At 61.9% G+C, this 22665-nt stretch carries 19 protein-coding genes; 6 read left to right on the forward strand and 13 right to left on the reverse strand.

What is annotated here, in order from left to right:
* Nucleotides 1–231: 231 nt before the first annotated feature.
* Genes PseuLF5_RS23950 through PseuLF5_RS23970 form a run of 5 tightly spaced genes read right to left on the reverse strand, consistent with a single transcriptional unit; the run spans nt 232 to nt 8569 of the window.
* Entirely contained in the window at nt 232–1635 is a 1404-nt protein-coding gene (locus PseuLF5_RS23950) for an ATP-binding protein (protein WP_186748560.1), read from the reverse strand.
* The gene (locus tag PseuLF5_RS23955) at nt 1632–3446 is read right to left on the reverse strand and encodes a DAHL domain-containing protein (RefSeq protein WP_340134851.1); all 1815 of its coding nucleotides are present in this window, start codon (nt 3444–3446) and stop codon (nt 1632–1634) included. The genes PseuLF5_RS23950 and PseuLF5_RS23955 overlap by 4 nt, the downstream gene beginning before the upstream one ends.
* Nucleotides 3443–4396 (reverse strand): cytochrome-c peroxidase, encoded by a 954-nt coding sequence (locus tag PseuLF5_RS23960; protein WP_340134852.1) that lies wholly within the window; start codon nt 4394–4396, stop codon nt 3443–3445. The genes PseuLF5_RS23955 and PseuLF5_RS23960 overlap by 4 nt, the downstream gene beginning before the upstream one ends.
* Nucleotides 4397–4436: 40 nt before the next feature.
* Nucleotides 4437–6311 (reverse strand): putative bifunctional diguanylate cyclase/phosphodiesterase, encoded by a 1875-nt coding sequence (locus tag PseuLF5_RS23965; RefSeq protein ID WP_340134853.1) that lies wholly within the window; start codon nt 6309–6311, stop codon nt 4437–4439.
* The gene (locus tag PseuLF5_RS23970) at nt 6308–8569 is read right to left on the reverse strand and encodes an EAL domain-containing protein (RefSeq protein WP_340134854.1); all 2262 of its coding nucleotides are present in this window, start codon (nt 8567–8569) and stop codon (nt 6308–6310) included. The genes PseuLF5_RS23965 and PseuLF5_RS23970 overlap by 4 nt, the downstream gene beginning before the upstream one ends.
* 254 nt (nt 8570–8823) lie before the next feature.
* Here PseuLF5_RS23970 and PseuLF5_RS23975 point away from each other — a divergent pair, with 254 nt between their 5' ends.
* The 4 genes from PseuLF5_RS23975 to PseuLF5_RS23990 all read left to right on the forward strand — a co-directional run bounded on the left by PseuLF5_RS23975 (nt 8824) and on the right by PseuLF5_RS23990 (nt 11872).
* Nucleotides 8824–10182, forward strand: coding sequence for an HD domain-containing phosphohydrolase (locus tag PseuLF5_RS23975; RefSeq protein ID WP_336347217.1), 1359 nt, complete (start codon nt 8824–8826; stop codon nt 10180–10182).
* A gap of 71 nt (nt 10183–10253) precedes the next feature.
* On the forward strand, nt 10254–10688 hold the full coding sequence (locus PseuLF5_RS23980) for an NUDIX hydrolase (RefSeq protein ID WP_340134855.1): 435 nt from the start codon (nt 10254–10256) through the stop codon (nt 10686–10688).
* Between the two features lie 24 nt (nt 10689–10712).
* Nucleotides 10713–11351 carry a LysE family translocator gene (locus PseuLF5_RS23985; protein WP_123466160.1) on the forward strand — a complete coding sequence of 213 codons (639 nt, stop codon included), beginning with the start codon at nt 10713–10715 and terminating at the stop codon, nt 11349–11351.
* A 2-nt stretch (nt 11352–11353) separates the two neighbouring features.
* Nucleotides 11354–11872 carry a GNAT family N-acetyltransferase gene (locus PseuLF5_RS23990; protein ID WP_222834381.1) on the forward strand — a complete coding sequence of 173 codons (519 nt, stop codon included), beginning with the start codon at nt 11354–11356 and terminating at the stop codon, nt 11870–11872.
* A gap of 87 nt (nt 11873–11959) precedes the next feature.
* On the opposite strand, the gene metR is transcribed toward PseuLF5_RS23990, so the two are convergent.
* Both metR and PseuLF5_RS24000 read right to left on the reverse strand, forming a co-directional pair.
* Nucleotides 11960–12877 (reverse strand): transcriptional regulator MetR, encoded by a 918-nt coding sequence (metR, locus tag PseuLF5_RS23995; protein WP_128615900.1) that lies wholly within the window; start codon nt 12875–12877, stop codon nt 11960–11962.
* A gap of 132 nt (nt 12878–13009) precedes the next feature.
* The gene (locus tag PseuLF5_RS24000; RefSeq protein WP_340134856.1) at nt 13010–13174 is read right to left on the reverse strand and encodes a hypothetical protein; all 165 of its coding nucleotides are present in this window, start codon (nt 13172–13174) and stop codon (nt 13010–13012) included.
* 130 nt (nt 13175–13304) lie between these two features.
* Between PseuLF5_RS24000 and PseuLF5_RS24005 the strand changes: the two genes are divergently transcribed.
* On the forward strand, nt 13305–14339 hold the full coding sequence (locus PseuLF5_RS24005; RefSeq protein WP_340134857.1) for an alpha/beta fold hydrolase: 1035 nt from the start codon (nt 13305–13307) through the stop codon (nt 14337–14339).
* A gap of 155 nt (nt 14340–14494) precedes the next feature.
* Nucleotides 14495–15160, forward strand: coding sequence for a DsbA family oxidoreductase (locus tag PseuLF5_RS24010; RefSeq protein ID WP_340134858.1), 666 nt, complete (start codon nt 14495–14497; stop codon nt 15158–15160).
* Between the two features lie 11 nt (nt 15161–15171).
* Here PseuLF5_RS24010 and PseuLF5_RS24015 read toward each other — a convergent pair whose 3' ends face one another.
* The 6 genes from PseuLF5_RS24015 to PseuLF5_RS24040 are packed head-to-tail and all read right to left on the reverse strand — an operon-like array spanning nt 15172 to nt 22472.
* Nucleotides 15172–16563 carry a sigma-54-dependent transcriptional regulator gene (locus PseuLF5_RS24015; protein ID WP_123466170.1) on the reverse strand — a complete coding sequence of 464 codons (1392 nt, stop codon included), beginning with the start codon at nt 16561–16563 and terminating at the stop codon, nt 15172–15174.
* Nucleotides 16553–18325 carry a sensor histidine kinase gene (locus tag PseuLF5_RS24020; RefSeq protein WP_340134859.1) on the reverse strand — a complete coding sequence of 591 codons (1773 nt, stop codon included), beginning with the start codon at nt 18323–18325 and terminating at the stop codon, nt 16553–16555. Before PseuLF5_RS24020 ends, PseuLF5_RS24015 begins: the two co-directional genes overlap by 11 nt.
* Nucleotides 18322–19449, reverse strand: a complete 1128-nt coding sequence (locus PseuLF5_RS24025; protein WP_340134860.1) for a GNAT family N-acetyltransferase — start codon at nt 19447–19449, stop codon at nt 18322–18324. Before PseuLF5_RS24025 ends, PseuLF5_RS24020 begins: the two co-directional genes overlap by 4 nt.
* Before the next feature lie 50 nt (nt 19450–19499).
* The gene (locus tag PseuLF5_RS24030) at nt 19500–20378 is read right to left on the reverse strand and encodes an alpha/beta hydrolase (RefSeq protein ID WP_123466176.1); all 879 of its coding nucleotides are present in this window, start codon (nt 20376–20378) and stop codon (nt 19500–19502) included.
* Nucleotides 20375–21769, reverse strand: a complete 1395-nt coding sequence (locus tag PseuLF5_RS24035; RefSeq protein ID WP_340134861.1) for an aspartate aminotransferase family protein — start codon at nt 21767–21769, stop codon at nt 20375–20377. The genes PseuLF5_RS24030 and PseuLF5_RS24035 overlap by 4 nt, the downstream gene beginning before the upstream one ends.
* The gene (locus tag PseuLF5_RS24040) at nt 21762–22472 is read right to left on the reverse strand and encodes an HAD-IB family phosphatase (protein WP_128615904.1); all 711 of its coding nucleotides are present in this window, start codon (nt 22470–22472) and stop codon (nt 21762–21764) included. The genes PseuLF5_RS24035 and PseuLF5_RS24040 overlap by 8 nt, the downstream gene beginning before the upstream one ends.
* Nucleotides 22473–22665: the final 193 nt, after the last annotated feature.

A 22665-nucleotide genomic window follows, 5' to 3' on the forward strand; every position in this document is an offset into this window, starting at 1 on the left:
GGTTGTTCGAGGTGCGCCGACCTGAAGGATCGAGTCGAATTCAGGTTTCTGAATCTGCGAATTCAAGCTGTGCTCAGGACTTGAACCCAGGGAGATCTGCCCCCCCTAAGCCCAATAAAAATATCAGGCCACCCCCGAAACATTCGCCGAACCCGGCTCTGCCTTCACTCCAATGACATTCGGCTGATGGTCAGCCTTGATCACCTGGCGGTGCTGACATCTGAAACACCGTCAAGCGGCGGGGCGGTTCTGGCGCATGGGCAGTTCGACGCGAAAGGTCGTGCCGACGCCCAATTCGCTGCGCACGGAAATCTCGCCGCCGTGTTTTTTCACGATGCCGTAGGACAGGGACAGACCCAGCCCTGTCCCCTGGCCCACCGGTTTGGTGGTGAAGAACGGGTCGAAGATTTTCTGCAGGGTGTCCGGGGCAATTCCCGAGCCGGTATCGGCCACTTCAACCCAGGCAAGGTCTTGCTGCTGGCCGGTGCGCAAGGTGATGGTGCCGCGCTCCGGCCCCATCGCCTGCGCCGCGTTGACCACCAGGTTCATGATGACTTGATTGATTTGCGAGGGCAGGCATTCGATGTCCGGCAGTGTCTGATATTCCTTGACCACGTCGGCCTTGTATTTCAGTTCGCTGGCGACGATGTTCAGGGTCGATTCAATGCCCTGCTGCAGATTCGCCCACTGCCATTGCTGATTGGTGTCGACCCGGGAGAAATCCTTCAGGTCTTTGACGATCTGGCCGACCCGGCCGATGCCTTCCTTGGACTCGCGAATCAGCACGGGAATGTCCTCAAGGAGAAAATCCAGTTCGACGTCTGTGCGCAATTGTTCCAGGCGCGCCGCGGATTCTTTGTCCAGAGGCCCACCGAGCGTCTGGTAGGCGTCGAGCATGCTCAGCAATTGCTTGAAGTAACCGTCGAGGGTGCCGAGGTTGGAGGAAATGAAACCGATCGGGTTGTTGATTTCATGGGCCACGCCCGCCGCCAGTTGCCCCAAGGACGCCAGTTTCTCCGACTGCACCAGTTGCCCTTCCAGTTGCTTGCGCTCGTCGATTTCCCGGCGCAGCTCTTCGCTGGCCTCTCTGAGCTGGGCGGTGCGCTGATCGACCAGGTGTTCCAGATGATGCATTTGCAGCGAAGCCTTTTCCGTCATCTGCCATTTGGTCAGCAGGGTGTTGGCCATCTGCTGGACTTCGATGTTATCGAACGGTTTTTTCAGGATCAGCAGGCGATCGTGGGCGTGCAGCCGCTCCAGCAATTCGTCCCAGGAGTAATCCGAGTACGCGGTACACACCACCACTTGCAGCTGCGGATCTTCTTGCCACAGATGTTCGATGGTTTTCGCGCCGTCCCAGCCATCGGGCATGCGCATGTCGACGAAGGCCAGCGCGTAGGGGCGTTGTTCGCGCAAGGCCTGCACCAGCTTGCCCAGACCTTCCTCGCCGCCATAGGCCGAGTCCAGCTCGAACGGCGGCCGTTCGGCACGAAGCTGAGCGCCGAACAGGGCCGCCTCCATCTCGTCCAGCTCCACTGACTGCACCGCCGGCGGCGCGAGTATCTTGCGAAAGTCTTCATGAATCGACGGCATGTCGTCGATCAGCAGAATACGCCGGTTGGCCAGCTCGCTCATGCGTTCTCCGTGACGCTGATCAGGGGAATCTGCAAGGTGAACAACGCCCCCGTGCCCGGTCCGTCGCTGTGGGCGGTGAGGTGGCCGTTCATCTCGATGGCCGCCAGGGCACAACTGTGCAGGCCGAAGCCGTGGCCTTCCTTGCGGGTGGTGAAACCGTGGGCAAAGATCCGCGTCATGTTTTCCGGCGCGATGCCTTCGCCATCGTCCTTGACGCTGATTTCGAGGAAGTTGTCATCGACGATCCTGACCGCCAGGGTCATGGTGCGGGGGCGGTTGCTGAGGTCGGACATGGCGTATTTGGCGTTGCTGATGAGGTTGATCAGGATCAGCAGCAAGCGGTGTTTGTCGCCCATCACTTGGGGCACATCGGCGTATTCCCTGACCACCGTGACATGGTGTCGGGTCAGGGCACCGGCGTTCATGCGCAGGGCGTCTTCGAGCAGTTCGTTGATAAACAGCGGCTCGGTCATGCTGTTGGCCCCGGCATAGGATTGCTGGGTGGCGACGATGTCCTTGATGTGGTCGACGCTTTTGTTCATCTGGTTCAGTTCGTCGAGCATTTCCTGCTGTTCCTGGGCAATCGCGCCGACCAACTGATTGAGGTAGCCGGGCAGCAGTTTGCCTTTGGCGTCTTCGCTGAGAAAGGCGCCGAGGTCGTGCGGGTGCTCGTTGATCAGTTGCATGGCCTTGCCCAGGCCCTGGGTCTTGCTGGCCCGCAGTTTACGTGCGATCAGGTCGCTGGAGATGTTCACGCTGTTGAGCACGTTGCCGACGTTGTGCAACACATTGGTGGCGATTTCCGCCATGCCGGCCTGACGCGCCGCGTCGAGCAGTTCGCTCTGGGCGTCCCTGAGTTCACGGGTGCGCTCTTCGACTCTTTGTTCCAGCGCACCGTTGGCCGTTTGCAGGGCACTGTTGACCCGGTTGATCTCGGCGAAGCTGCCGATCAGGCGGATGGCCAGCCACACCAGCGACAGCATCAACAGCACCGAAAACAACAGCAGGTAGAAGTGGTATTGGCGGTCGACCCGATCGGCGCTTTGCTGGTCGTGATCGAGCATGGTGGTGATGTTGTCGAGGCGCTCGGCCACGGGGATGTTTTCGATGCTTTCGAGCAACTGATTGACCAGTGGCTGCTCGCGCGCAATCAGCGAGATATGACTGCTCATGATTTTGATCGGGGTCTGAAACGCCGGTGGCAGGCGTTGCGCGTTCACCTTCAGTTTGTTCAGGCCGACCTCGATATCCGCAGCCCGTTCGACGGAGGTGACCTGGGCGAATTCGAGGGCGCTGAGCAGCAGGTCGTAGGTGTCGGTGGTGATGTTTTGCAGCTGCAACTTATCGAAGTCCGACAGGCTGGCCAGTTGCTGTTGGATGTCGTCTTCAGCAGTGGGCAGAAAGGCCAGGGAGTTGCGCAACAGCGCGTTGTGCGATTTGAACTGTTCGACCAGACGGGTCTTTTCCTGCATCGCCCGCAGGAAGCTTTCGTGAGCCTCGTTCCATTGCGCCGAGTCGCTGCGCCCATGCCCGGACTCAATCGCGTCGAAGCGCGCCCAGAGCCGGTTCATCTCGTTCATCGGCGACACCAGCGGGTCGTAGTTGTGGGTCAGCGCCACCCTGGCCTTGAGGATCTCGTTTTCCCACTGCGAATTCTGCTGTTTGATCTGCCGGATCAGGTCCCGCGATTCGGTGTAGGTCATGGTCTGGTCGGAGCTGGACTTGAAATACAGAAACAGCAGGACCGAGGCCAGTACCAGCACGACCAGTGTGAGCAACAGCAGACTGCGTCGCCGGGAGACGTTGATCATGGCTTGCCTGCCCATTGGCCGGTGAGGGTTTTGAGAAACAGAATGATCAACCGCTTGTCTTCTTCGCTCGGCATGCGCCCCAACTGGTACTGGAACATCACGTCCACCGCCTGCTCGAGGGTGGGCGCCGAACCGTCGTGAAAGTACGGTGCGGTGGTCGCGACATTGCGCAGGCTCGGCACCTTGAACACGGCCCGATCCGCTTCGTCGGCGGTGACGTTGAAGCGGCCCTGATCGGCCACGGTCGGGTGGCCGCGATCAGCGATGTAATCGCCGAACACGCCGAATTTCTGAAACATGTTGCCGCCGATGTTCACCCCCTGATGGCAGGCGATGCAGCCGTATTCCTTGAAGCGCTGGTAACCGTACTTTTCCTCCAGGGTGAGGATGTCGGTATTGCCCAGCAGGTATTGATCGAAACGCGAGTCGGGCGTGAGCAAGGTGCGTTCGAAACTGGCCAGTGCCTGCTGGACATTGGCCCGGGTCACGCCGTCCGGGTAGGTGGCGGCGAAATCGCGGCGGTAGTCGGGGTCGGTGGCGATCCGCTCGAGGACGGTGCTCCAGTCGCTGCCCATTTCATGCGGGCTGGTGATGACGACGTTGCTTTGTTCCTCCAGGGTTTCGACACGGCCATCCCAGAACTGGCGGAAGTTGAGGGCGGCGTTGAACACGGTCGGCGTGTTGACGGCCACTGGTTGGCCGTCGAAGCCCAGTGACAGGGCACGGTTGTCGGCCCCGTTCTTGTCCAGCTGATGGCAACTGGCGCAGGACAACGTGTTGTTGATCGACAACCGTGGCTCGTGGAACAACCGCCAACCGAGCTCCACGCGCCGGGCATCCTGCTGCGGTACGCCGGGCAACGGTTTGAGCGGTTCGTCCAGCGGCTCGGCACCGATCCCGGCGCAGAATCCGCACAGCAGCAACACCAGGGCGTGTTGAAGAATACTCATCGGCAATCGTCTCCCTGACGCGGGGCCGGTTTGGCGCGGCTCATGAAATCGTCCACGGCATGGGGTCGGTGCCGGCCAGCAAGCGCGCAAACGCGTCGGCCGGCAGGGCTTTGCTGAAAAAGTAACCTTGGCCTTCCTCGCAGTGATGCGCCTTGAGAAAGGCCAGTTGCCCGGCGGTCTCGATGCCTTCGGCAATGACATTCAGCCCCAGCGTCTTGCCCAGACTGATGATGGCGCTGACGAGGGCGGCGTCGTTGTGGTTGTCGCTCAGGCCGCGAATGAACGATTGGTCGATCTTCAGCACATCAATGGGAAACCGGCGCAGGTAACTCAGGCTCGAATAGCCCGTGCCGAAGTCATCAATGGCCAGCCGCGTGCCCAGCGCTTTCAATCGCGCCAGCGCTGTCATCGTCGCGTCGATGTTCTGCATCAGCACGCCTTCGGTGATTTCCAGCTCCAGCCATTCAGGGCCCAGGCCAGTCTGCGCCAGCACCTGCTCGACGCCTTCGACGAAGTCACGCTGGCGGAAGTCGATGGGCGAAGTGTTGACCGACACGTGGATCGGCGGCAGGCCCGCGACTTGCCACGCCCGGGTCTGCCGACAGGCTTCGGCCAGCACCCATTTGCTCAGCGGCACGATCAGTCCGCTGTCCTCGGCCACCGGGATGAAGTCTGCCGGATAGACCCAGCCATGACCTGGTTTCTGCCAGCGCACCAACGCCTCGGCCCCGACCACCCGGGCACTGCGCAAATCGACTTTCGGCTGGTAGTGCAGGACGAACTCCTGCTGTTGCAACGCCCGGCGAATGCCCGACTCGATGCTGTGTTGTTCGCGCGCGCGCAGGTTCATGGCTTCGATGAAGAAACCGATGTCGTTGGGGCCGGTTTCCTTGACGTTGCGCATCGCGGTCTCGGCCTTCTTGATCAGCTCGATGGCGTCCGGTCCGTCCTCGGGATAGACACTGATGCCCAGGCTGGCGGTGACGCTGACGTCATGGCCGGCAATCATCTGCGGCACGCGGACGGCGGCCAGCAATTTTTCGGCGACGGCGTGGGTCTGCTGAGGGTGGTTGATGTCACTGAGGATCACCACGAACTCGTCGGAACCGTAACGAAATACCGAGTCCGATTCGCGCACGCACAGCAACAGTTGCTGGCCGACCCGCTTGAGCATTTCGTCGCCCGCCGGATGACCCAGGGCATTGTTGATGCGCTTGAAGCGGTCGAGGCCGAGAAACATTACCACCAGCTGTTTGTCATGGCGCCGGCTGACCGCCAGCGCCTGGCTCAGGCGATCACCGAGCAGGGTGCTGTTGGGCAGGCCGGTGAGGCTGTCGTATTGCAACAGGTGCGAGACCTTCAGCAGTTCATGCACTCGCGCCTCGATGGTGCGTTCGAGGCCGAGCATCTTCAGGGCTGCGTCCTGGGCCAGTTGCCATTTCCATGTCAGGGCGTTGGCCATCTGGCGGATTTCCAGGCTGTCGAACGGCTTTTTCAGGATCAGCAACTGGTCGCCGAACTCCAGCCGTTCAGCCATCGCTTCCCAGCTGTAGTCGCTGTAGGCAGTGCACAAGGCAATTTGCAGGTTCGGATCGACGCGCCACAGCTGCTCGATGGTTTCCAGGCCATCCCAGCCGGGCGGCATGCGCATGTCGATGAACGCCAGGGCGTAGGGGCTGCCGTCGATCAGTGCGCGCCGGACCAGGGCCAGCGCTTCCTGCCCCTGATAGGCGGAGTCGAGCTGGAAGGTCAGGTGCGGCGACGGGCGGGTGCCGAACAGCGCTTGCTCGAGCTGATTCAGATCGGTCGCGTCCTGCGCCTGCGGGGCAAGGATCTTGCGGAAGTCGTCGTGAATCGCCGGGGTGTCGTCGATGATCAGAATGCGCCGGTTGGTGTGCGCTGAGGCTGTCTTCATGCTTCGTCCTCCTGCGCGGGCGGGGCTAGCTGGCGGTCGTCCCTGAGCAGGCGGCCCGCCTGCTCGGGGCTGACCGCGGCGCTGAAATACAGGCCCTGGGCGCTGGGCAGCGGGGCGACGGGGGGCACCACCGGCTGATCCGCCGACGGCTGACCTTCGGCAATGATGCCGATGTCCAGGTCCCGGGCGAAATTGACGATGGCGCGCAGGGCGTTGGCGCCTGCTGCATCCTGAGTGGCACTGTCGATGAAACTCTGGGCGAGTTTGAGGTGGTTGACCCGGTAGGTCTTCAGGTAATCGAACGAGGAGTATTCGGTGCCGAAATCGTCGATGGCGATGGTTACGCCCAACTCACGCAGGCGCGGCAGGACATCGTTGTGCGTCCACTTGGTCTGGGCCAGTGTCGCCTCGGTGACATCGAAGCGCAGGTCCCAGGGTGCCAGCTCCCAGCGTGCGGTGGTGCGCAGCACGTCGTAGATCAGTTCGGGGCCGCTCTTGAGTTGCGCCAGCGAGAGCTTGATCGCCATGACCGGCGGCGCCACGCCTTCGTCGCGCCATTGCTGCATCTGCCGGCAGGCGCGGTCCAGCACCCAGCGCCCGAGGGGAATGATGGCGCCGGTGCGCTCCGCTGTCGGCACGAAAGCGCTGGCCGGCAGCAGGCCGAGGCGCGGATGCTGCCACAGGACTTGCGCCTCCATGCCGAGAATCCTGCCGCTGTGCCGGTCCATCTCCGGCGCGTAATGCAGTTGCAACTCATCGCCCTCCAGGGCGGTCATCAATTCACCGACCAGGGCCATGCGCTCGGCAACTTCCAGGGAAATCGCCTCGGAGTGGAAGTGATATTGATTGCGGCCCATTTCCTTGGCGCGGTACAGCGCCATGTCGGCCTGGCTCAACAGGCTGTCGGCGTCGAGACTGCTGGCGCTGTAGCTGCTGATGCCGATGCTCACCGAAATGTGCAGGGCATTGCCGGCCAAGTGGTAGGGCGTCAGCAGCTTGTCACGCAGATTGGCCGCCATGGCGGCGGACCGGGTCGGGTCGCTGACGTCCATTTGCAGGATCGCGAACTCATCCCCTCCCAGGCGCGCTACCACATCGTTTTCGCGCACACCGGTCCTGATGCGCCGGGCGACTTCCTGCAACAGCAGATCACCGACCGGATGCCCGAGGGTGTCATTGATACGTTTGAAGTGATCCAGGTCCAGATAAAACACGGCGAACGGCGCAGCGCCGCGACGCGCGGCGGCAAAGGCCTGATGCAGGCGTTCGATCAGTGTGGCGCGGTTGGCCAGTCCGGTCAGGCCGTCGGAGCGGGCCAGCAGGGCCAGTTTCTCCTCGACCAGTCGGCGCTCGGTGATGTCCAGAATAATGCCTTCGACTTCCAGCAGGCGACCGTCGTGATCGCGCACCGGGATGTAGCGGTTTTCCACCCAGCGCCAGGTGCCCTGGCCGGTGCGCAGACGAAACTCGATCGACGCCCCCGAGGCGTGGCGATCCAGCACCCGGGCCATGGCGGCATCGACACTGGCCTGATCATCCGGGTGAATCAGTGTCTGGGCCCAGCTCGCCGAGCCCACCAGATCGGCCGCGACATGGCCGTACCGGGTGATGTTGTGGGAGATGTACATCAGCGCGAATGACGGGTCGCCGCGCAACCGGTACAGAATGGTCGGGCTGTTCTGCACAATCATGTTGGCGTCGGACAGTTCCCGGGTGCGCTCCTGAACCGCCTGTTCCAGCCGGCTCAGTTTCAGTTCGGCGTCTTCGGTCATTTGCCATTTGACCGTGAGGGCGCTGGCCATCTGGCGGATCTCGATGGCGTCGAAAGGCTTTTTCAGAATCAGCAGGCGGTCGTTCAGTGCCAGGCGCTGGTCGATGTCTTCCCAGGAGTAGTCGGAATACGCGGTGCACAGCGCGACCTGCAACTTGGGGTCGACTTGCCACAGGCGTTCGATGGTTTCCAGGCCATCCCAGCCTGGCGGCATGCGCATGTCGATGAAGGCCATCGCATAGGGGCGGTTTTGCGCCAGCGCGGCTTCGAGTTTGTCCAGCGCTTCGCTGCCCTGAAACGCCGAATCCAGTTCGAATGACGGGGTCTGCGCCGTGGACGGCGTGCCAAACAGCAGGTTTTCGGTGGCGCCCAGACCGTTGTCCACGGCGATCGCGGGGCAGAGGATTTTGGCGAAGTCGCCATGAATCGCCGGGCTGTCATCGACGATGAGCACGCGACGATTGACCCGGGCCGGTGGCAGGTTCATGCCGCACCGCCCTTAAGGTCATGTGTTGTCGTCATCGGGAGCATCCTTTCCCTCTTCGCGGGCCTGTTTGCCGGCCGCCGCAGCCGTACAACGTTGTTAAGCATAGTTGCCCCTGCGGCACTTCGCCTGCGCAGCCACGCCGAAAATTTGCGTGAAGCCTGCGAAAAATCATCTAGCCTTGCACTCAGACGCGGGCCAGCGGGGCGGTAGGCCCAAGGGTCAATCACCGTCACCGTTTCACTTGAGGTCATGCCATGGAAGAGCCAACCGTCCCGACGCCGAGCCACCGCCCCAAGGTGCTGCTGGTCGATGACGAGGAATCGATTCTCAACAGCCTGCGCCGGCTGTTGCGCACCCAGCCCTATGATCTGTTGCTGGCCACCAGCGGCGCCCAGGCGCTGGAGATTCTGGCGCAGCAACCGGTGGATCTGGTGATGAGCGATGCGCGCATGCCCAACATGGACGGTGCTTCGCTGCTGACCCATGTGCGCGAACGCCATCCGGCCGCCGTGCGCATCATGCTCACCGGTTATGCCGACCCCACGGCCATCATCAAGGCAATCAACGACGGGCAGATTCACCGCTACATCAGCAAACCGTGGAATGACGAAGAGTTGTTGTTGATCCTGCGTCAGGCCCTGGAGCACCAGCATTCCGAACGCGAGCGCCAGCGCCTGGAACGCCTGGCCCGGGTGCAGAACGATCAGCTGCGGCAACTCAACAGCACCCTGGAAAAGCACGTGGCCGCGCGCACCGCCGAATTGCAGCAGACCGCTGACATGCTCGATCTGGCCTACGAAGAGCTCAAGCACAGTTATGTCACCGGCACCGAAGTGTTCTCGCTGCTGGCCAATCTGCGCCTGCCGCCGGCCAAGCAGACCAACCGGCAGATCATCGAACTGGTGCGCGGCTACTGTCAGGCCCATGGCCTGGACGAAGCCGTCAGCCGCGACCTGGCAATGGCTGCGGCGCTGTACAACGTCGGCAAACTGAGCTGGTCCGACACGATGATGGTCACCCCTTCGGATCTGTTGCGACACACCGACCGCGACCGTTATCGCAGCTACCCGAAGCAGAGCGAATCGGTGCTGATGACTCTTGACCCGATGAAGGATGCTGCGCGGCTGATCCTGCATCATCAGGAGCGCTGGGATGGCAGCGGCTTCCCCGACCGGCTCAAGGGCGAGGCGATTCCGTTCGGTTCACGCCTGCTGAAGCTGGCGGTGGACTTCGTTGAACTGCAGCGCGGGCTGATCCTCGAACGGCAGATGAACACCGATGAAGCGCTGCTGTACCTGCGTCAGTACGCCGGACGCCTGTACGACCCGGACTTGGTCGAAGATTTCATCCAGGTGTGCGCGGCGTTCCTCAGTGACATCACCCTGATTGATCCGGCGGTCAAGGTGCTGACCACACGGGACCTGGCGGAGGGCATGATTCTGGCGCGCAACCTGAATGCCGATAACGGCATGCTGCTGCTCAATGCCGGCAAGGTGCTCAGCGGCTTGCTGGTGGAAAAGCTGATCGCCTTCGAAGCGATGGAGGGGGGTAAATACCAGATTTTCGTCAAGGTGCCCGAGGCGGTGGAAGCGGCGCTCAAGGCACAGGGATGAGCCTCGGCGAGATGACGCCAGTGGGCGGGACATGGGATCCTTGCGGTTTTTCCACGCCGGTGGCTGCCCCCATGACCTCTGCATCCGTTGTATCCCCACGCCTCATTCGCATCGCCGCCGCGCTGTTGCTTGGCCCTGACGGTCGCACGTTGCTGGTGCGCAAGCGCAACACCCGTGCCTTCATGCAACCGGGCGGCAAGATCGAGGCTCATGAAACACCGCTGCAGGCCCTGGCCCGTGAGCTGGAAGAAGAGCTTGGATTGCGCATCACTGCGGAGCAGGCGTCCTTTCTTGGCCAGTTTTCCGCGCCCGCTGCCAACGAGCCGGGCTTTACCGTACAAGCCGAGCTGTTCCAGCTGAGCATTGCTGCTCAAGTCACGCCGGCGGCGGAAATCGAAGAGGTGATCTGGATCGACCCGGCCACTGACGGCGATGTCGAACTGGCGCCATTGACACGCGACCTGATCCTGCCGTTTTATCGTGATTCGCTGACCGCCATCACCTGATCCTCTTCGCAAAGGACGCCCCCCATGATCCCGCTTCAAGACCTGCTGATCTTCGCCGCCGCCGCGTTGTTGATGGTGCTGACGCCGGGGCCGAACATGATCTACCTGATCTCGCGTTCGATCTGCCAGGGCCGCAAGGCCGGCGTGACGTCATTGCTCGGCGTGGTGGCGGGGTTCTTTGTGCACCTGTTTGCTGCGGCAGCGGGGTTGACCGCGGTGTTTCTCGCGGTGCCGATGGCCTATGAAGTGTTGAAGTGGGCCGGCGCCCTGTACCTGTTGTGGCTGGCCTGGCAAGCGGTGAAGCCCGGTGCGCGTTCGCCGTTCGAGGCGCAGCAGTTGCCAGCGGACTCGTCGCGCAAACTGATCACCATGGGCTTTCTCACCAGTGCGCTGAATCCGAAAATCGCCGTGTTTTATCTGTCGGTATTTCCGCAGTTCATCACCCCTGAACACGGCTCGGTGTTCACCCAGAGTATCGTTCTTGGCCTGACCCAGATCAGCGTCAGTTTCACCGTCAATCTGTTGATCGCGCTTTTCGCGGCAGGCATTGCGTCGTGGTTTGTGCGCAACCCGACGTGGCTGGCGCTGCAGCGTTACTTCATGGGCCTGGTGCTTGGTGGTCTGGCCGTGCGCCTGATGCTTGAACAACGCAGGACGGCTTGAACATGTGGATCGAGCGGCTGGATGCCAGTCATGCCTTGGCGTACCGGGAACTGATGCTTGAGGCCTACGACCGCCATCCGCAGGCGTTCACCTCCAGCGTGCGCGAGCGGGCGACCATGCCGTTGAGCTGGTGGGAAGCGCGTCTGACCAGCAAGCTCGATGCAGTGCTTGGCGCCTTCGAGGGCGGCACGTTGGCCGGTATCGTCGGTCTCGCCTTCGAACCACGGGAGAAGGCCCGGCACAAGGCAACGCTGTTCGGCATGTATGTATCAGCGGATTTTCGTCGGCACGGTCTGGGCCATGAACTGGTGCAAGCGGCACTGACCGAAGCACACAACCACCCCGCGCTGAAACTCATCCAGCTCACCGTCACCGCTGGCAACGATGCTGCGTTCAATCTGTATCAGCGTTGCGGCTTTATCCAGTTCGGCCTCGAACCGCTCGCGGTGCGCGTAGGCGAAGACTACTTCGACAAGATCCACATGTGGCGTGAACTCGTCCCTACGGCCTGGACGCGGTGATTGTGGCGAGGGAGCAAGCTCCCTCGCCGCAGGGAGGGTTGTTGTCCGGGAAAAATCCGGCGTTTGAACCTGCCCCTTCCAGATCTTTCAGCGAACAGCGCTGACGCCGTCGAGGGTCGAGAACGAGGTGTCCTTGGCCGTCAGGAGGAAATCGCGCATGTACGGAGCGTCGAGCATGTCCGCGCGAATCGCCGCGTACAGCGTGGCAAACAGGCCTTTCTCGCCCAGGCGCTTGCCCTTCACGTAACCGCGCGAGCTGTATTCATGCAACGCCCAGTGCGGCATGCCGCAGACGCCGCGGCCGCTGGCGACCAGTTGCATCATCATTACCGTCAGTTCCGAGGTGCGTACCTGCGCAGGCTCTATGTCGGCCGGTTCGAGGAAGCGGGTGAAGATGTCCAGACGATCGCGTTCCACCGGGTAGGTGATCAGGGTTTCTGTCAGCAAGTCTTCCGCAACGATGTACGGCTTGCTTGCCAGAGGATGCTGGTTGGCAACCGCGAGCATGGCTTCGTACGTGAACAGCGGCACGTACGTGATGCCGGCAATGTCCAGCGGGTCGGAAGTCACCACCAGATCCAGATCACCACGGGCCAGCGCCGGCAGGGGGGCGAACGAGAAACCCGAGGCCAGGTCGAGTTCGACCTCCGGCCACGCATCGCGGAACTGGTCGATGGTCGGCATCAGCCACTGGAAACAGCTGTGGCATTCGATGGCCATGTGCAGGCGTCCGGCGGTGCCACCGGCGAGGCGGCCGATGTCACGCTCGGCGGCACGCAGCAGCGGCAGTGTGGCGTCGGCCAGTTGCAACAGGCGCAGACCGGCGCTGGTGAACCGCACCGGTTTGGTCTTGCGCACGAACAGCGCCATGCCCATGCGCTCTTCCAGTTCCTTGAACTGGTGAGACAACGCCGATTGGGTCAGGTGCAGGCGATCGGCGGCATCCACCAGGCTGTCGGCTTCGCGCAGGGCGTGCAGGGTTTTCAGGTGGCGGATTTCAAGCACCGGCTGGCTCCATGAGGAAAACTTGTGACAATTGCGAAAGCGTTGAGTTTGTCTCATGTTGGCCGGGCTGTCGATATTCGTCCCGTTTTTTTACCCAGGCCCGCGTCGATGAAGACGCGGGCTTTTGCGGATTCAGCTCACCTGCTCGAAATGCACCAGCACGACCGACCGCCTGCCAATGTTCGCGTACGGCAGACCGGCGTTGTCGGCGTGGGTGAGGAAACGCTGCTCGGGCAGTTTCAGATGGGTTTTCTCGAAGGCGCGGAATGCCGGCTGCGCCAGTTCGTGGCGGTACACAGTTATCGCCGCAGGCGCGGCGCCGACCGCTCGGCACTCTTCATCAAACTGTCATCGAACTGTGGCAGCGCGCTTGAACAAACTTCATCAGACTCGCGCTCTACTGGGGTTCTGCGTTTCGGTGTTTTTCATGTTCAAGGGATTTTTATCAATCGCGGCCGTATTGGCTGCGCTGTTGTTCGGCCTGCCGGCTGCGGCGGCCTCGCGATGCGACGTCAACGTGCCTACCGAACGGGTCGATCTGCCACAGGTCAGCCTTGCTTACCAAAGCATCGGCCGTGCTCAGGATCCGGCCCTGTTGCTGGTCATGGGCCTGGGCGGGCAGTTGATCCACTGGCCCGACGAAGTGGTGGTGGCGCTGTGTCAGCAAGGCTTTCGGGTGATTCGCTATGACAACCGCGACGTCGGCCTGTCGACCTGGCGCCAGGCACCGGCCGAGGCCAACCTGACGTTCGAGGTGTTGCGCTACAAGCTCGGCTTGCCCGTGTCGGCGCCGTACTCGCTGACCGACATGGCCGACGATGCACTGGGCCTGATGGACGCGCTGCACATTGACCAGTTTCACGTACTGGGCGCGAGCATGGGCGGGATGATCGCCCAGCATCTGGCGGCAATGGCGCCGCAACGGGTGGAAAGCCTGACCCTGATCATGACCAGTTCCGGCGCCGAGGGCTTGCCGGCGCCGAGCGCGGCACTGGTGCAATTGCTGGCCCGTCGCGGTGCGCCGAATCGCGAGGTGGCACTGGAGCAGCAGGCCGATTTACTGGCGGCGCTGGGCAGTCCGTCGGTCAAGGATGATCGGCAGATGTTGCTGCATCAAGCCGCGGTGGCTTATGACCGGGCGTTCAATCCGGAAGGCGTGAAACGCCAGATCATGGCCATTCTTGCGGAGCCGAGCCGGGTGGCATTGCTCAATCAATTGCGCGTGCCAACGCTGGTGGTGCACGGTACGGCCGATCCGTTGCTGCCGGTGATGCACGGCGTGCATCTGGCGGCGCATATTCGCGGCAGTCAGTTGAAGCTGATCCCGGGGCTGGCCCATCGTTTCCAGGAGGCGTTCAAGGCGCCGTTGCTGGCGGCGGTGTTGCCCTATTTGCAGCAGCATCGAGAAGATACCTCGCATTGGGCGCAGATCGAGCCGGTGGCGGCGGGGAATCTGCTTTGACTCAAGGGCCCCATCGCGGCAAGCCCGCGCCCACACCTATTGCGTGAATCCTGTGGCAGCCGGCTTGCCCGCGAGGGGGCCATCACTGTCACCGCAGCGCCGGGCAGGTGTATCGTGCAAACTTTTCCGCACGATTTCCGCCTGCGAGGTGTGTGATGAGTTCCGCTTTGAAAATCGATTTTGTCAGCGACGTCTCCTGCCCGTGGTGCGTCGTCGGCCTTTACGGCTTGCTGCAGGCGCTGCAAATCCTGCGCGACGAAGTGCAGGCCGAGATTCATTTTCAGCCGTTCGAACTGAACCCGAAGATGGGCCCCGAGGGGCAGAACATCACCGAGCACATCGGTGAAAAATACGGCTCGACCCCGGAGCAGTCGCAGAAGAACCGCGAAGCGATTCGGGCCCGTGGTGCCGACGTCGGATTCGCCTTTCGCACCGATGGCAACAGCCGCATCTATAACACCTTCGATGCCCACCGGTTGCTGCACTGGGCGGGACTGGAGGGTAAGCAATTGTCGCTGAAGGAGGCGTTGTTCAAGGCGTACTTCACCGATGGCGGCAACCCGTCCGATCACGCGCAATTGACGCAAACTGCCGAAGAAGCGGGGCTCGACCGGCGGCGGGCAACGGCGATTCTGGCGTCCGACGAATTTGCCGCTGAGGTGCGCGCAGAAGAGCAACTCTGGCTGCAACGCGGCGTGAACTCAGTACCGACCGTGGTCTTCAACGGTCAGTACGCCGTCACGGGCGGGCAGCCGGTGGACACCTTCGTCGGGGCTATCCGGCAGATCATGAGTGAAGCCCGGGGCGGCACGGTCAACTGAGCGCGGCGGGGTCACCGCACGATCTTGTCGACGTGGATCCCGAGTTTCTTCAGGCGATACCAGAAGCTGCGTTCGGAGATGCCGATCAACTGCGCAGCGGCAGCCTGTACCCCGTTGCTCTGGTGCAGGGCGGCGAGGATGCAGGTTTTCTCGACCTCGGCCAGCGCCGCGTCGAGATCCGCCGGCACACCGTTGATTTCGTTCAGCGGGCCGCTGCTGTCCGAGGCTTGCGCGGCGAACAGATACGCCGGCAGATCCTGTTCCTCGATGATGTTGGCCGATGCGACGATGGTCGCGCGCTCGACGCAGTTCTGCAGTTCGCGAATGTTGCCCGGCCACGAGTAGCGCGTCATCGCCTGCAAGGCCGGCGCGCTGAAGCCGCTGATGCGTTTACCGGCCTCGGCGCCCAGCGTATGGGCGAAATGTCGGGCGAGCGGAGCGATGTCTTCGACCCGTTCACGCAAGGCCGGCAGTGGAATCGGGAATACGTTGAGGCGGTAGTAAAGATCCTCGCGAAACTCTTTGTTGGCCACCGCTGCGAGCAGGTCCTTGTTGGTGGCGGCGATCACCCGCACATCGACTTTGCGCTCCTTGGTATCGCCCACCGGTTCGATCACCCGTTCTTGCAGGGCGCGGAGGATTTTTGCCTGCAACGCCAGCGGCATTTCGCCGATTTCATCAAGAAACAACGTGCCTTTGTCGGCTTGTTGAAAGCGCCCGATACGGTCGGCCACTGCGCCCGTGAACGCGCCTTTGCGATGGCCGAACATTTCACTTTCCAGCAGCCCTTCGGGGATCGCCGCGCAGTTCACCGCGACAAACGGTTTGTCGGCGCGATTGCCATGCTTGTGGATGGCCCGGGCGACCATCTCCTTGCCGGTACCACTTTCACCGCTGAGCAGCACGGTCGCCGCGCTTTCGCGCAGCGACTCCACGGCTTGCAACACGCGGCGAAAACTCGGGCTGTCGCCGATCAGGCTGTCGATCTGCTGATGCTCGTCGAGTTCGGCACGCATGCGCTGGTTGTCTTTGAGGATGTCGCGAAATTGCAGGGCCTTGCTGACGGTGATGTCCAGTTCGTCGATGTCGAACGGCTTGGCGATGTAATCGAACGCGCCGTTGCGCATCGACTCCACGGCATTTTTCACCGTGCTGTAGGCGGTCATGACAATCACCGGCAGCTGTGGAAAGCGGCTTTTCACTTCCGCCAGCAACTGCGCGCCGCCCATGCCGGGCATGCGCCAGTCGCTGATCAGCAGGTCGATGTCTTCGTTCTCCAGTACCTTGAGCGCGTGCAAACCATTGCCGGCGGTGAACACCGTGACGCCGTTCTGACCAAGGGCCGAGGCCAGCAGGTCACAGAGTTTCGGTTCGTCGTCCACCACCAGAATGTTATGCGTCATCGTCAGTCTCGTCGAAGTCGTCGCCATTGGCCGGAATGTACAGGCTGAACGTGGCGCCGGCATCTTTTTCGCTGACGCACTCCACGCGCCCGTTGTGGTTCTCCATCACCGAAAACACTTTCGCCAGGCCCAGGCCGGTGCCGGAAGCCTTGGTGGTCACGAACGGGGTGAAGATACGTTCCAGCATGTCGGCCTCAATCCCTTGCCCGGTGTCCGCCACGCTGATCACGGTACAGGTGCCGGCACTGGCGATGCCCAGGGTCAGGCGGCCGCCGTCGGGCATGGCGTCGATGGCGTTGACGATCAGGTTCAGGCCGGCCTGTTTGAGTTGCTTGATATCGGCATAGATCGTTGCGCCCGGCGCCTGATCGTGGATGTGCAGGTCGATCTTGTGGCTGGCCAGTTCCGGCTCGCAGAACCCGGCCAGTTCATCCACCAGTGCGCGGGCGGACTGGGTGGCGCGGATCGGCGCACTGGGTTTGGCGAAGTCGAGAAACTCGGTGATCAGGTCATTGATCCGGCTGACTTCCTTGACCACGTACTCCAGGTGACGCTTGTCGGTTTCCGGCAGGTCGGCGCGCCGATGCAGCAGTTGCGTGGCGGTCTTGATGATGCCCAGCGGATTACGGATCTCATGGGCCAGGCCCATGGCGACTTCGCCCAGTGCGTGCAGGCGATCACGGCGGCGCAGTTGCGATTCCAGATGCTGTAATTCCTCCAGACGCTCGCTCATATGGTTGAACGTGCTGCTCAGCTCTGCCAGTTCATCACCGCCATTCACGTTCAGGCGTTGATGGTAATCACCGGCGATCACCGCTTGTACGCCTCGGGCCAACCCGCGCAACGGCTTGGTCAGGCGTTGCGAGACCAGCCAGCCGACCGCCAGCGACGCCGCCGAACTGAGCAGGAAAATCAAGATGAACAGGTTGCTCTGATTGACCAGGCCGACGAGGCTGGTGTGGCGCAACAGACCACTGAATATCACGCCTTGCAACTGGCCGTTCTCGTTGAAGATCGGGCGATAGATGCCGCTGTAGCGATTGGTGAACTGTTCGAACGGGCCTTTGGTTTCGCGCAGGATCTGCTCGATTTTTTCCGGCACTTGCGCGGGATGATCCTGGAAACGCTGGGTGGAGAAAATCTCCGAAAAGTCATCGTCCTTGGCCAGGTACAGGCGCAAGTCCAGCGAATGCACGTCGGCAACACTGGTCAGGAAGCTGTTGTCCAGGTAAGTGCCGACGATCATTTTGTAGTCGACGCCGTCCTGATCGGTTTCGAAAGTCGAAATCACCGTGCCGGTGGCGACGCCGGCGACTTGCAGGGTTTGCAGCACCGCTTTGGGGGCCGTGCTGATCTGGCTGATGATGTTGTCGTCGGCGGTACTGAATACCACTTTGTGATCGCTGTTGCGGATCAGCGCCACGACATCAATGCCCATCGAGTCGGCGATATCGGCGATCAATTTGTCGTGTCTGGCGGAATGGCGGTCGACCGGCGGCCGAGTGTGGCGCATGAACAGCTGCGCAGCCCGGGCGTTGTCACGGAGGATTTCGGTGATTTCGTCCTCGACGATCTTCGAGGACTCCTGCAGCCAGATGCGCACGTTGCTGTCGAAGATCTGCGACAGCGTGGTGGCCGCCAGTTCGGCCGCGATCATGGTCGGGATCACGCTCACCAGCCAGATCGCCAGCACCAGTTTGCGTTGCAGGCTCCAGCCGGAAAGGGCGAAAGGTCGGGCGACAGTGCGTCGGTCTTTGTTCATTCTATTTCGCTTAATGCAGCAGCCATGGCAGGGTCGGAGCGATCCGGTCGGACAAACATTTTTACCAGTCCCAGCAGTCGGTTGAGTAATGGATTGCGATGACGGAAAAACACCGTATGCCCGACAAACGAGCACCCCAGGCGCAGCTTGGTGGCATAGCCGGCTTGCCCGCAAGCATAGGTCGCCAGTTTGTGCTCAATACAATAGTCGACATTGACCAGCCAGCTTCGGGTGTAAAGATTGTACTGGCGGGTGCGGGCCAGATCGTGGGCGAAAAACTTGTCGATCATGCGGCGCCCGTCGAGCAGCACCAGATTGAACGCCACCAGTTCGTCGCCAACCCAATAGAGCACGCAGGCCGCGCGCTCGTCGAGGTGGGCGAGCACTTCGCAAAAGTACGCCGCCGGCAGGCATTCGAAGGCCAGATCACTGCGGGCGAGGGTGGCTTCGTAGAGCGCCATCATGCGCGGCAGCAAGTCGTGCACCGAACGTCGCCATTCGGTGCGCGGGCCTTGGTTGCGCAAGGTGCGGCGCAGGTCCTTGCGCGTGGATTTGCCGAGGCTGCCCAGGTAGGCATCCACCGAGGCGAAACGGATCGGCAATTCGGCGCCGGGCAGGCCGGGCATGCTTTGCATTCCGGCCTGGCGGCAGACGTCCAGCCATTGCGGGTCGCGATGCGAAGCGTCCTTGACCGCCAGCAGGCCAATTCCGAGCTGGTCGGCGTCCTGTTTTGCCAGGTGCAGCAATTGCGCGAGCAGTGCCGGGCGCTGCGCAGGGGCAATGTGCGAAGCCGTGCCGACATGGCACTGCTCCGCCACCGGTGAGCCGAGGGCGTACAGACGGATGACGAACAGCCCGGGCAGGCGCCGGCGCAGCCATTGGCTGACACGTTTGCCCGCGCCCTGCAGAGTGGTGTCCAGCGAATAGGCGGTGCTGAACGCCACCGCGCCTGCGATCAGACGGCCGTCTTCATGCAGGGTCAGATAGCGCCAGTGAAAACCGTCAATTCCCGCCCGTTCCACCGCGCGGTAGTAATCCCAGTCTTCCAGTTCATCGGCAAAGCAGTCATTCCAGGCACAGCGATCAATCGCCTCGATGGTTGAAAAGGCTTGCGCGGTGATCACGTCGGTTCCTTATGTCGGCGAGTCGCATGGAGGCGGACGGAGGCCACTGCTCAAGCCAGTTGCCGGGTGTCCAGTGGCGCTGTCCCGGGGTGAATGATCGCTGGCATGATGCCGCGCTGGATGAAGTCGGCGCTCAATTCCACGACACGCCGGTACTGCAAGTCCACGGTGATCATGTGATAGCAGTCGTCGAGCAGCACCTTGGTCACCGGCCCGCCGAGTTTGCGTTCCACATAATCGGCGTTCCAGCGGCTGGTGATGTCGTCCTCGATGGAGTGCAGCACCAGTGCCGGCGTGGTGATCGACGGCATACTTTTCTTCACCACGGCATTGAGCCGGTGCAGTTCCCGCACGGTGATGCCTTCCATGGTCAGCAACCCGGCCTGACTGCTCTGGCCCTCTTTCATCTGCCGTTCGACGATCGCCCGCAGGCGCTCGTTCTTGATGCCGTAGGGCGGCTTTTCTTCGAAACTGCACAGGTGCACGCCGAACGGGATTTTCATCAGCAGCGGGGTGAGGAACGCCAGTTTGTTGATGCTCCAGCCGTCGTAGCGCAGCGTGGTCGAATACAGCAGCAAGCCTTCGATCTGTCCCGGGTGTTCGGCAGCCAGGTACATCGACAGCACCGCGCCCATGGACAAGCCACCGACGTACACCTTGCGGTGCTTGCGGCGCACGCCGACGAAGGTGTTGCGCGCGCTTTCGTACCAGTCGCGCCAGCCGGTGGCCTGCAGGTCGGCATTACCGCCGCAGTGCCCGGCCAGGGTCGGCACATAGACCGTGTGCCCGGCTTTCGCCAGGCCCACGGCCACCCGACGGAGTTCCGTCGGGGTGCCGGTGAGGCCGTGGATCAACACCACCGCGACCTCGCCGTTGCCGAGAACGAAACCGGCGTTGCCTTCGCCCATGTCGATCTCTGGTTCGATCATCGTTTCATTGCCCGATGCAGGAGGCGGTCGAGCAGGGCCAGGCCCAGATCGATTTCCGCATAGCTGATTTCCAGCGACGGTGCCAGGGTGATGACGTTCTTGTAGTAGCCGCCCACGTCAAGGATCAGGCCCAGACGACGGCCGTCGATTTCAATGTCGCCCTTCATGCCTTCTTCGACCATGAAGTCGAGGGTGGCCTTGTCCGGGGTGAAACCGTCAGCGGTACAGATCTCGCAGCGCAGCGCCAGACCGAGGCCGTCGACATCGCCGATGATCGGGTAGCGCTTTTGCAGATCCTGCAGGCCTTCGAGGAAGTATTTGCCCTTGGCCATGACCATCGCGCCGTAGTCGACTTCGCTGGTCATCTTGAACATTTCGAGACCCACCGCAGTGCCCAGCGGGTTGGAGGCGAAGGTGGAGTGGGTCGAGCCTGGCGGGAAGACTTTCGGGTTGATCAGTTCTTCACGGGCCCAGATGCCGCCCAGCGGGTTGAGGCCATTGGTCAGTGCCTTGCCGAAGACGATCACGTCAGGTTTGACGTCAAAGTGTTCGATCGACCACAGCTTGCCGGTGCGGTAGAAACCCATCTGGATTTCGTCGACCACCATCAGGATGCCGTGCTGATCCAGCACGTGCTTGAGTTCGCTGTAGAAGTTCATCGGCGGAATCACGTAGCCGCCGGTGCCCTGGATCGGCTCGACGTAGAACGCGGCGTATTCGCTCTGGCCGACTTTCGGGTCCCAGACGCCGTTGTATTCAGTCTCGAACAACCGCGCGAATTGCTGCACGCAGTGGCTGCTGTACTCTTCCTTGGTCATGCCTTTCGGGCCACGGAAGTGGTACGGGAACGGGATGAACTGCGCACGCTCACCGAAGTGCCCGTAGCGGCGGCGATAACGGTAGCTGGAGGTGATCGACGATGCACCGAGGGTGCGGCCGTGATAACCGCCCTCGAAGGCGAACATCAGGCTCTTGCCGTTGGTGGCGTTGCGCACCACTTTCAGCGAGTCCTCGATCGACTGCGAACCGCCGACGTTGAAGTGCACCCGGCCGTCGAGGCCGAATTTTTTCTTGGCGTCGACCGCGATCATTTCCGACAGCTCGATCTTGCCCTTGTGCAAGTACTGGCTGGCGATTTGCGGCAGGGTGTCGATCTGTTGTTTCAGTGCATTGTTCAGACGCGGGTTGGCGTAACCGAAGTTGACCGCCGAGTACCACATCTGCAGGTCGAGATAGGCCTGATCTTCGGTGTCCCAGACGTAGGAGCCTTCGCAGCGGCTGAAGATGCGCGGCGGTTCGATGTAGTGAACGGTGTCGCCGTAGGAGCAGTATTTGGCTTCTTTTTCCAGAAGGACCTGGTCTTCGGCTGTCGCGATGCGGATATCAGACATGGTGCAGGGTTTCCTGTGCTTCAGAAGGGGTTTCGGTGCTGAAAGTGACGGCGTTGGCGGCCGGGGCCAGAGGCAGGCGGGCCAGCAGGTGTGGCAGTTCGGCGAAGCTGTCGAAGCGCGCGTAGGCGATGCCGTTGCGCTCGCAGTGCTCGGCCAGGCGATCCCTGGCGAAAACGAAGTCGGCGGTGGACGCCACGCACATGTCGGACTGGCCGTCGCCGATCACCAGCACGCGTTTGCTGTTCGGCGTGGACTTGCATTTGCAGTTGCCGGACGCGGCGCGGCAGGCGTCGCTGGCGTAGGGGAAATCAATGCGCCACTTGTCGTGGTCGATCTGGCGCAGGCGATTGGCGAGGATCGGCAGGAGCGTCACGTAGTTGCGCGCAAGAATTCGCGCGATGCCTTGTTCGATACCGTCGCTGACCACTTCCAGCGAAGCACCGAGGCCGATCACGTGGTCGACGAAATCGGGGAAGTCGGGATCAATGTCGATGCTGTCGAAGAACTCGAGCAGTTGCGCAGGTGTGGCCTTGATCAGCGCCAGCTGACGGCTGAGGCATTCGCGGGAACCGATCTTGCCCTCCAGCCATTCGTTTTCGATGGCTTCCCAGCTCGGGTCGGCGAAGCGTTCAAGGATGCTGTCGATCACGTCGGTACGGGTGATGGTCCCGTCGAAATCACACACGATGTGCCAGTCAATCATCTGCAGTACCTGTTGGGTCGAGGCAGTTGTCAGGGTGCGCGGTCTGCGCCTGGCAAGGGAGAGAGCAGGGACTGTGCCAAATGGCCCAGGCCCCGTAGTGGCGGGGGTGATACGGTTTTGTCGCCATGCGCGGCTACAATTTTTGTAGCTTGCTACAAACAACATGAGTGCTTGCGCCAGGGACGGTATCCGG

Source organism: Pseudomonas sp. LF-5, from assembly GCF_037626295.1.
Lineage (GTDB): Bacteria > Pseudomonadota > Gammaproteobacteria > Pseudomonadales > Pseudomonadaceae > Aquipseudomonas > Aquipseudomonas monsensis.

What these genes read in the sequence shown, in the direction of transcription:
- PseuLF5_RS23970 (WP_340134854.1), bottom strand. Translation starts at nt 8,569, where the DNA reads ATGAACCTGCCACCGGCCCGGGTCAATCGTCGCGTGCTCATCGTCGAT.
- PseuLF5_RS24040 (WP_128615904.1), bottom strand. Translation starts at nt 22,472, where the DNA reads ATGATTGACTGGCACATCGTGTGTGATTTCGACGGGACCATCACCCGT.
- PseuLF5_RS23965 (WP_340134853.1), bottom strand. Translation starts at nt 6,311, where the DNA reads ATGAAGACAGCCTCAGCGCACACCAACCGGCGCATTCTGATCATCGAC.
- PseuLF5_RS23955 (WP_340134851.1), bottom strand. Translation starts at nt 3,446, where the DNA reads ATGATCAACGTCTCCCGGCGACGCAGTCTGCTGTTGCTCACACTGGTC.
- PseuLF5_RS23960 (WP_340134852.1), bottom strand. Translation starts at nt 4,396, where the DNA reads ATGAGTATTCTTCAACACGCCCTGGTGTTGCTGCTGTGCGGATTCTGC.
- PseuLF5_RS23950 (WP_186748560.1), bottom strand. Translation starts at nt 1,635, where the DNA reads ATGAGCGAGCTGGCCAACCGGCGTATTCTGCTGATCGACGACATGCCG.
- PseuLF5_RS24035 (WP_340134861.1), bottom strand. Translation starts at nt 21,769, where the DNA reads ATGTCTGATATCCGCATCGCGACAGCCGAAGACCAGGTCCTTCTGGAA.
- PseuLF5_RS24015 (WP_123466170.1), bottom strand. Translation starts at nt 16,563, where the DNA reads ATGACGCATAACATTCTGGTGGTGGACGACGAACCGAAACTCTGTGAC.
- PseuLF5_RS24030 (WP_123466176.1), bottom strand. Translation starts at nt 20,378, where the DNA reads ATGATCGAACCAGAGATCGACATGGGCGAAGGCAACGCCGGTTTCGTT.
- PseuLF5_RS23980 (WP_340134855.1), top strand. Translation starts at nt 10,254, where the DNA reads ATGACCTCTGCATCCGTTGTATCCCCACGCCTCATTCGCATCGCCGCC.
- PseuLF5_RS24020 (WP_340134859.1), bottom strand. Translation starts at nt 18,325, where the DNA reads ATGAACAAAGACCGACGCACTGTCGCCCGACCTTTCGCCCTTTCCGGC.
- PseuLF5_RS24005 (WP_340134857.1), top strand. Translation starts at nt 13,305, where the DNA reads ATGTTCAAGGGATTTTTATCAATCGCGGCCGTATTGGCTGCGCTGTTG.
- PseuLF5_RS23975 (WP_336347217.1), top strand. Translation starts at nt 8,824, where the DNA reads ATGGAAGAGCCAACCGTCCCGACGCCGAGCCACCGCCCCAAGGTGCTG.
- PseuLF5_RS24010 (WP_340134858.1), top strand. Translation starts at nt 14,495, where the DNA reads ATGAGTTCCGCTTTGAAAATCGATTTTGTCAGCGACGTCTCCTGCCCG.
- PseuLF5_RS23985 (WP_123466160.1), top strand. Translation starts at nt 10,713, where the DNA reads ATGATCCCGCTTCAAGACCTGCTGATCTTCGCCGCCGCCGCGTTGTTG.
- PseuLF5_RS23990 (WP_222834381.1), top strand. Translation starts at nt 11,354, where the DNA reads ATGTGGATCGAGCGGCTGGATGCCAGTCATGCCTTGGCGTACCGGGAA.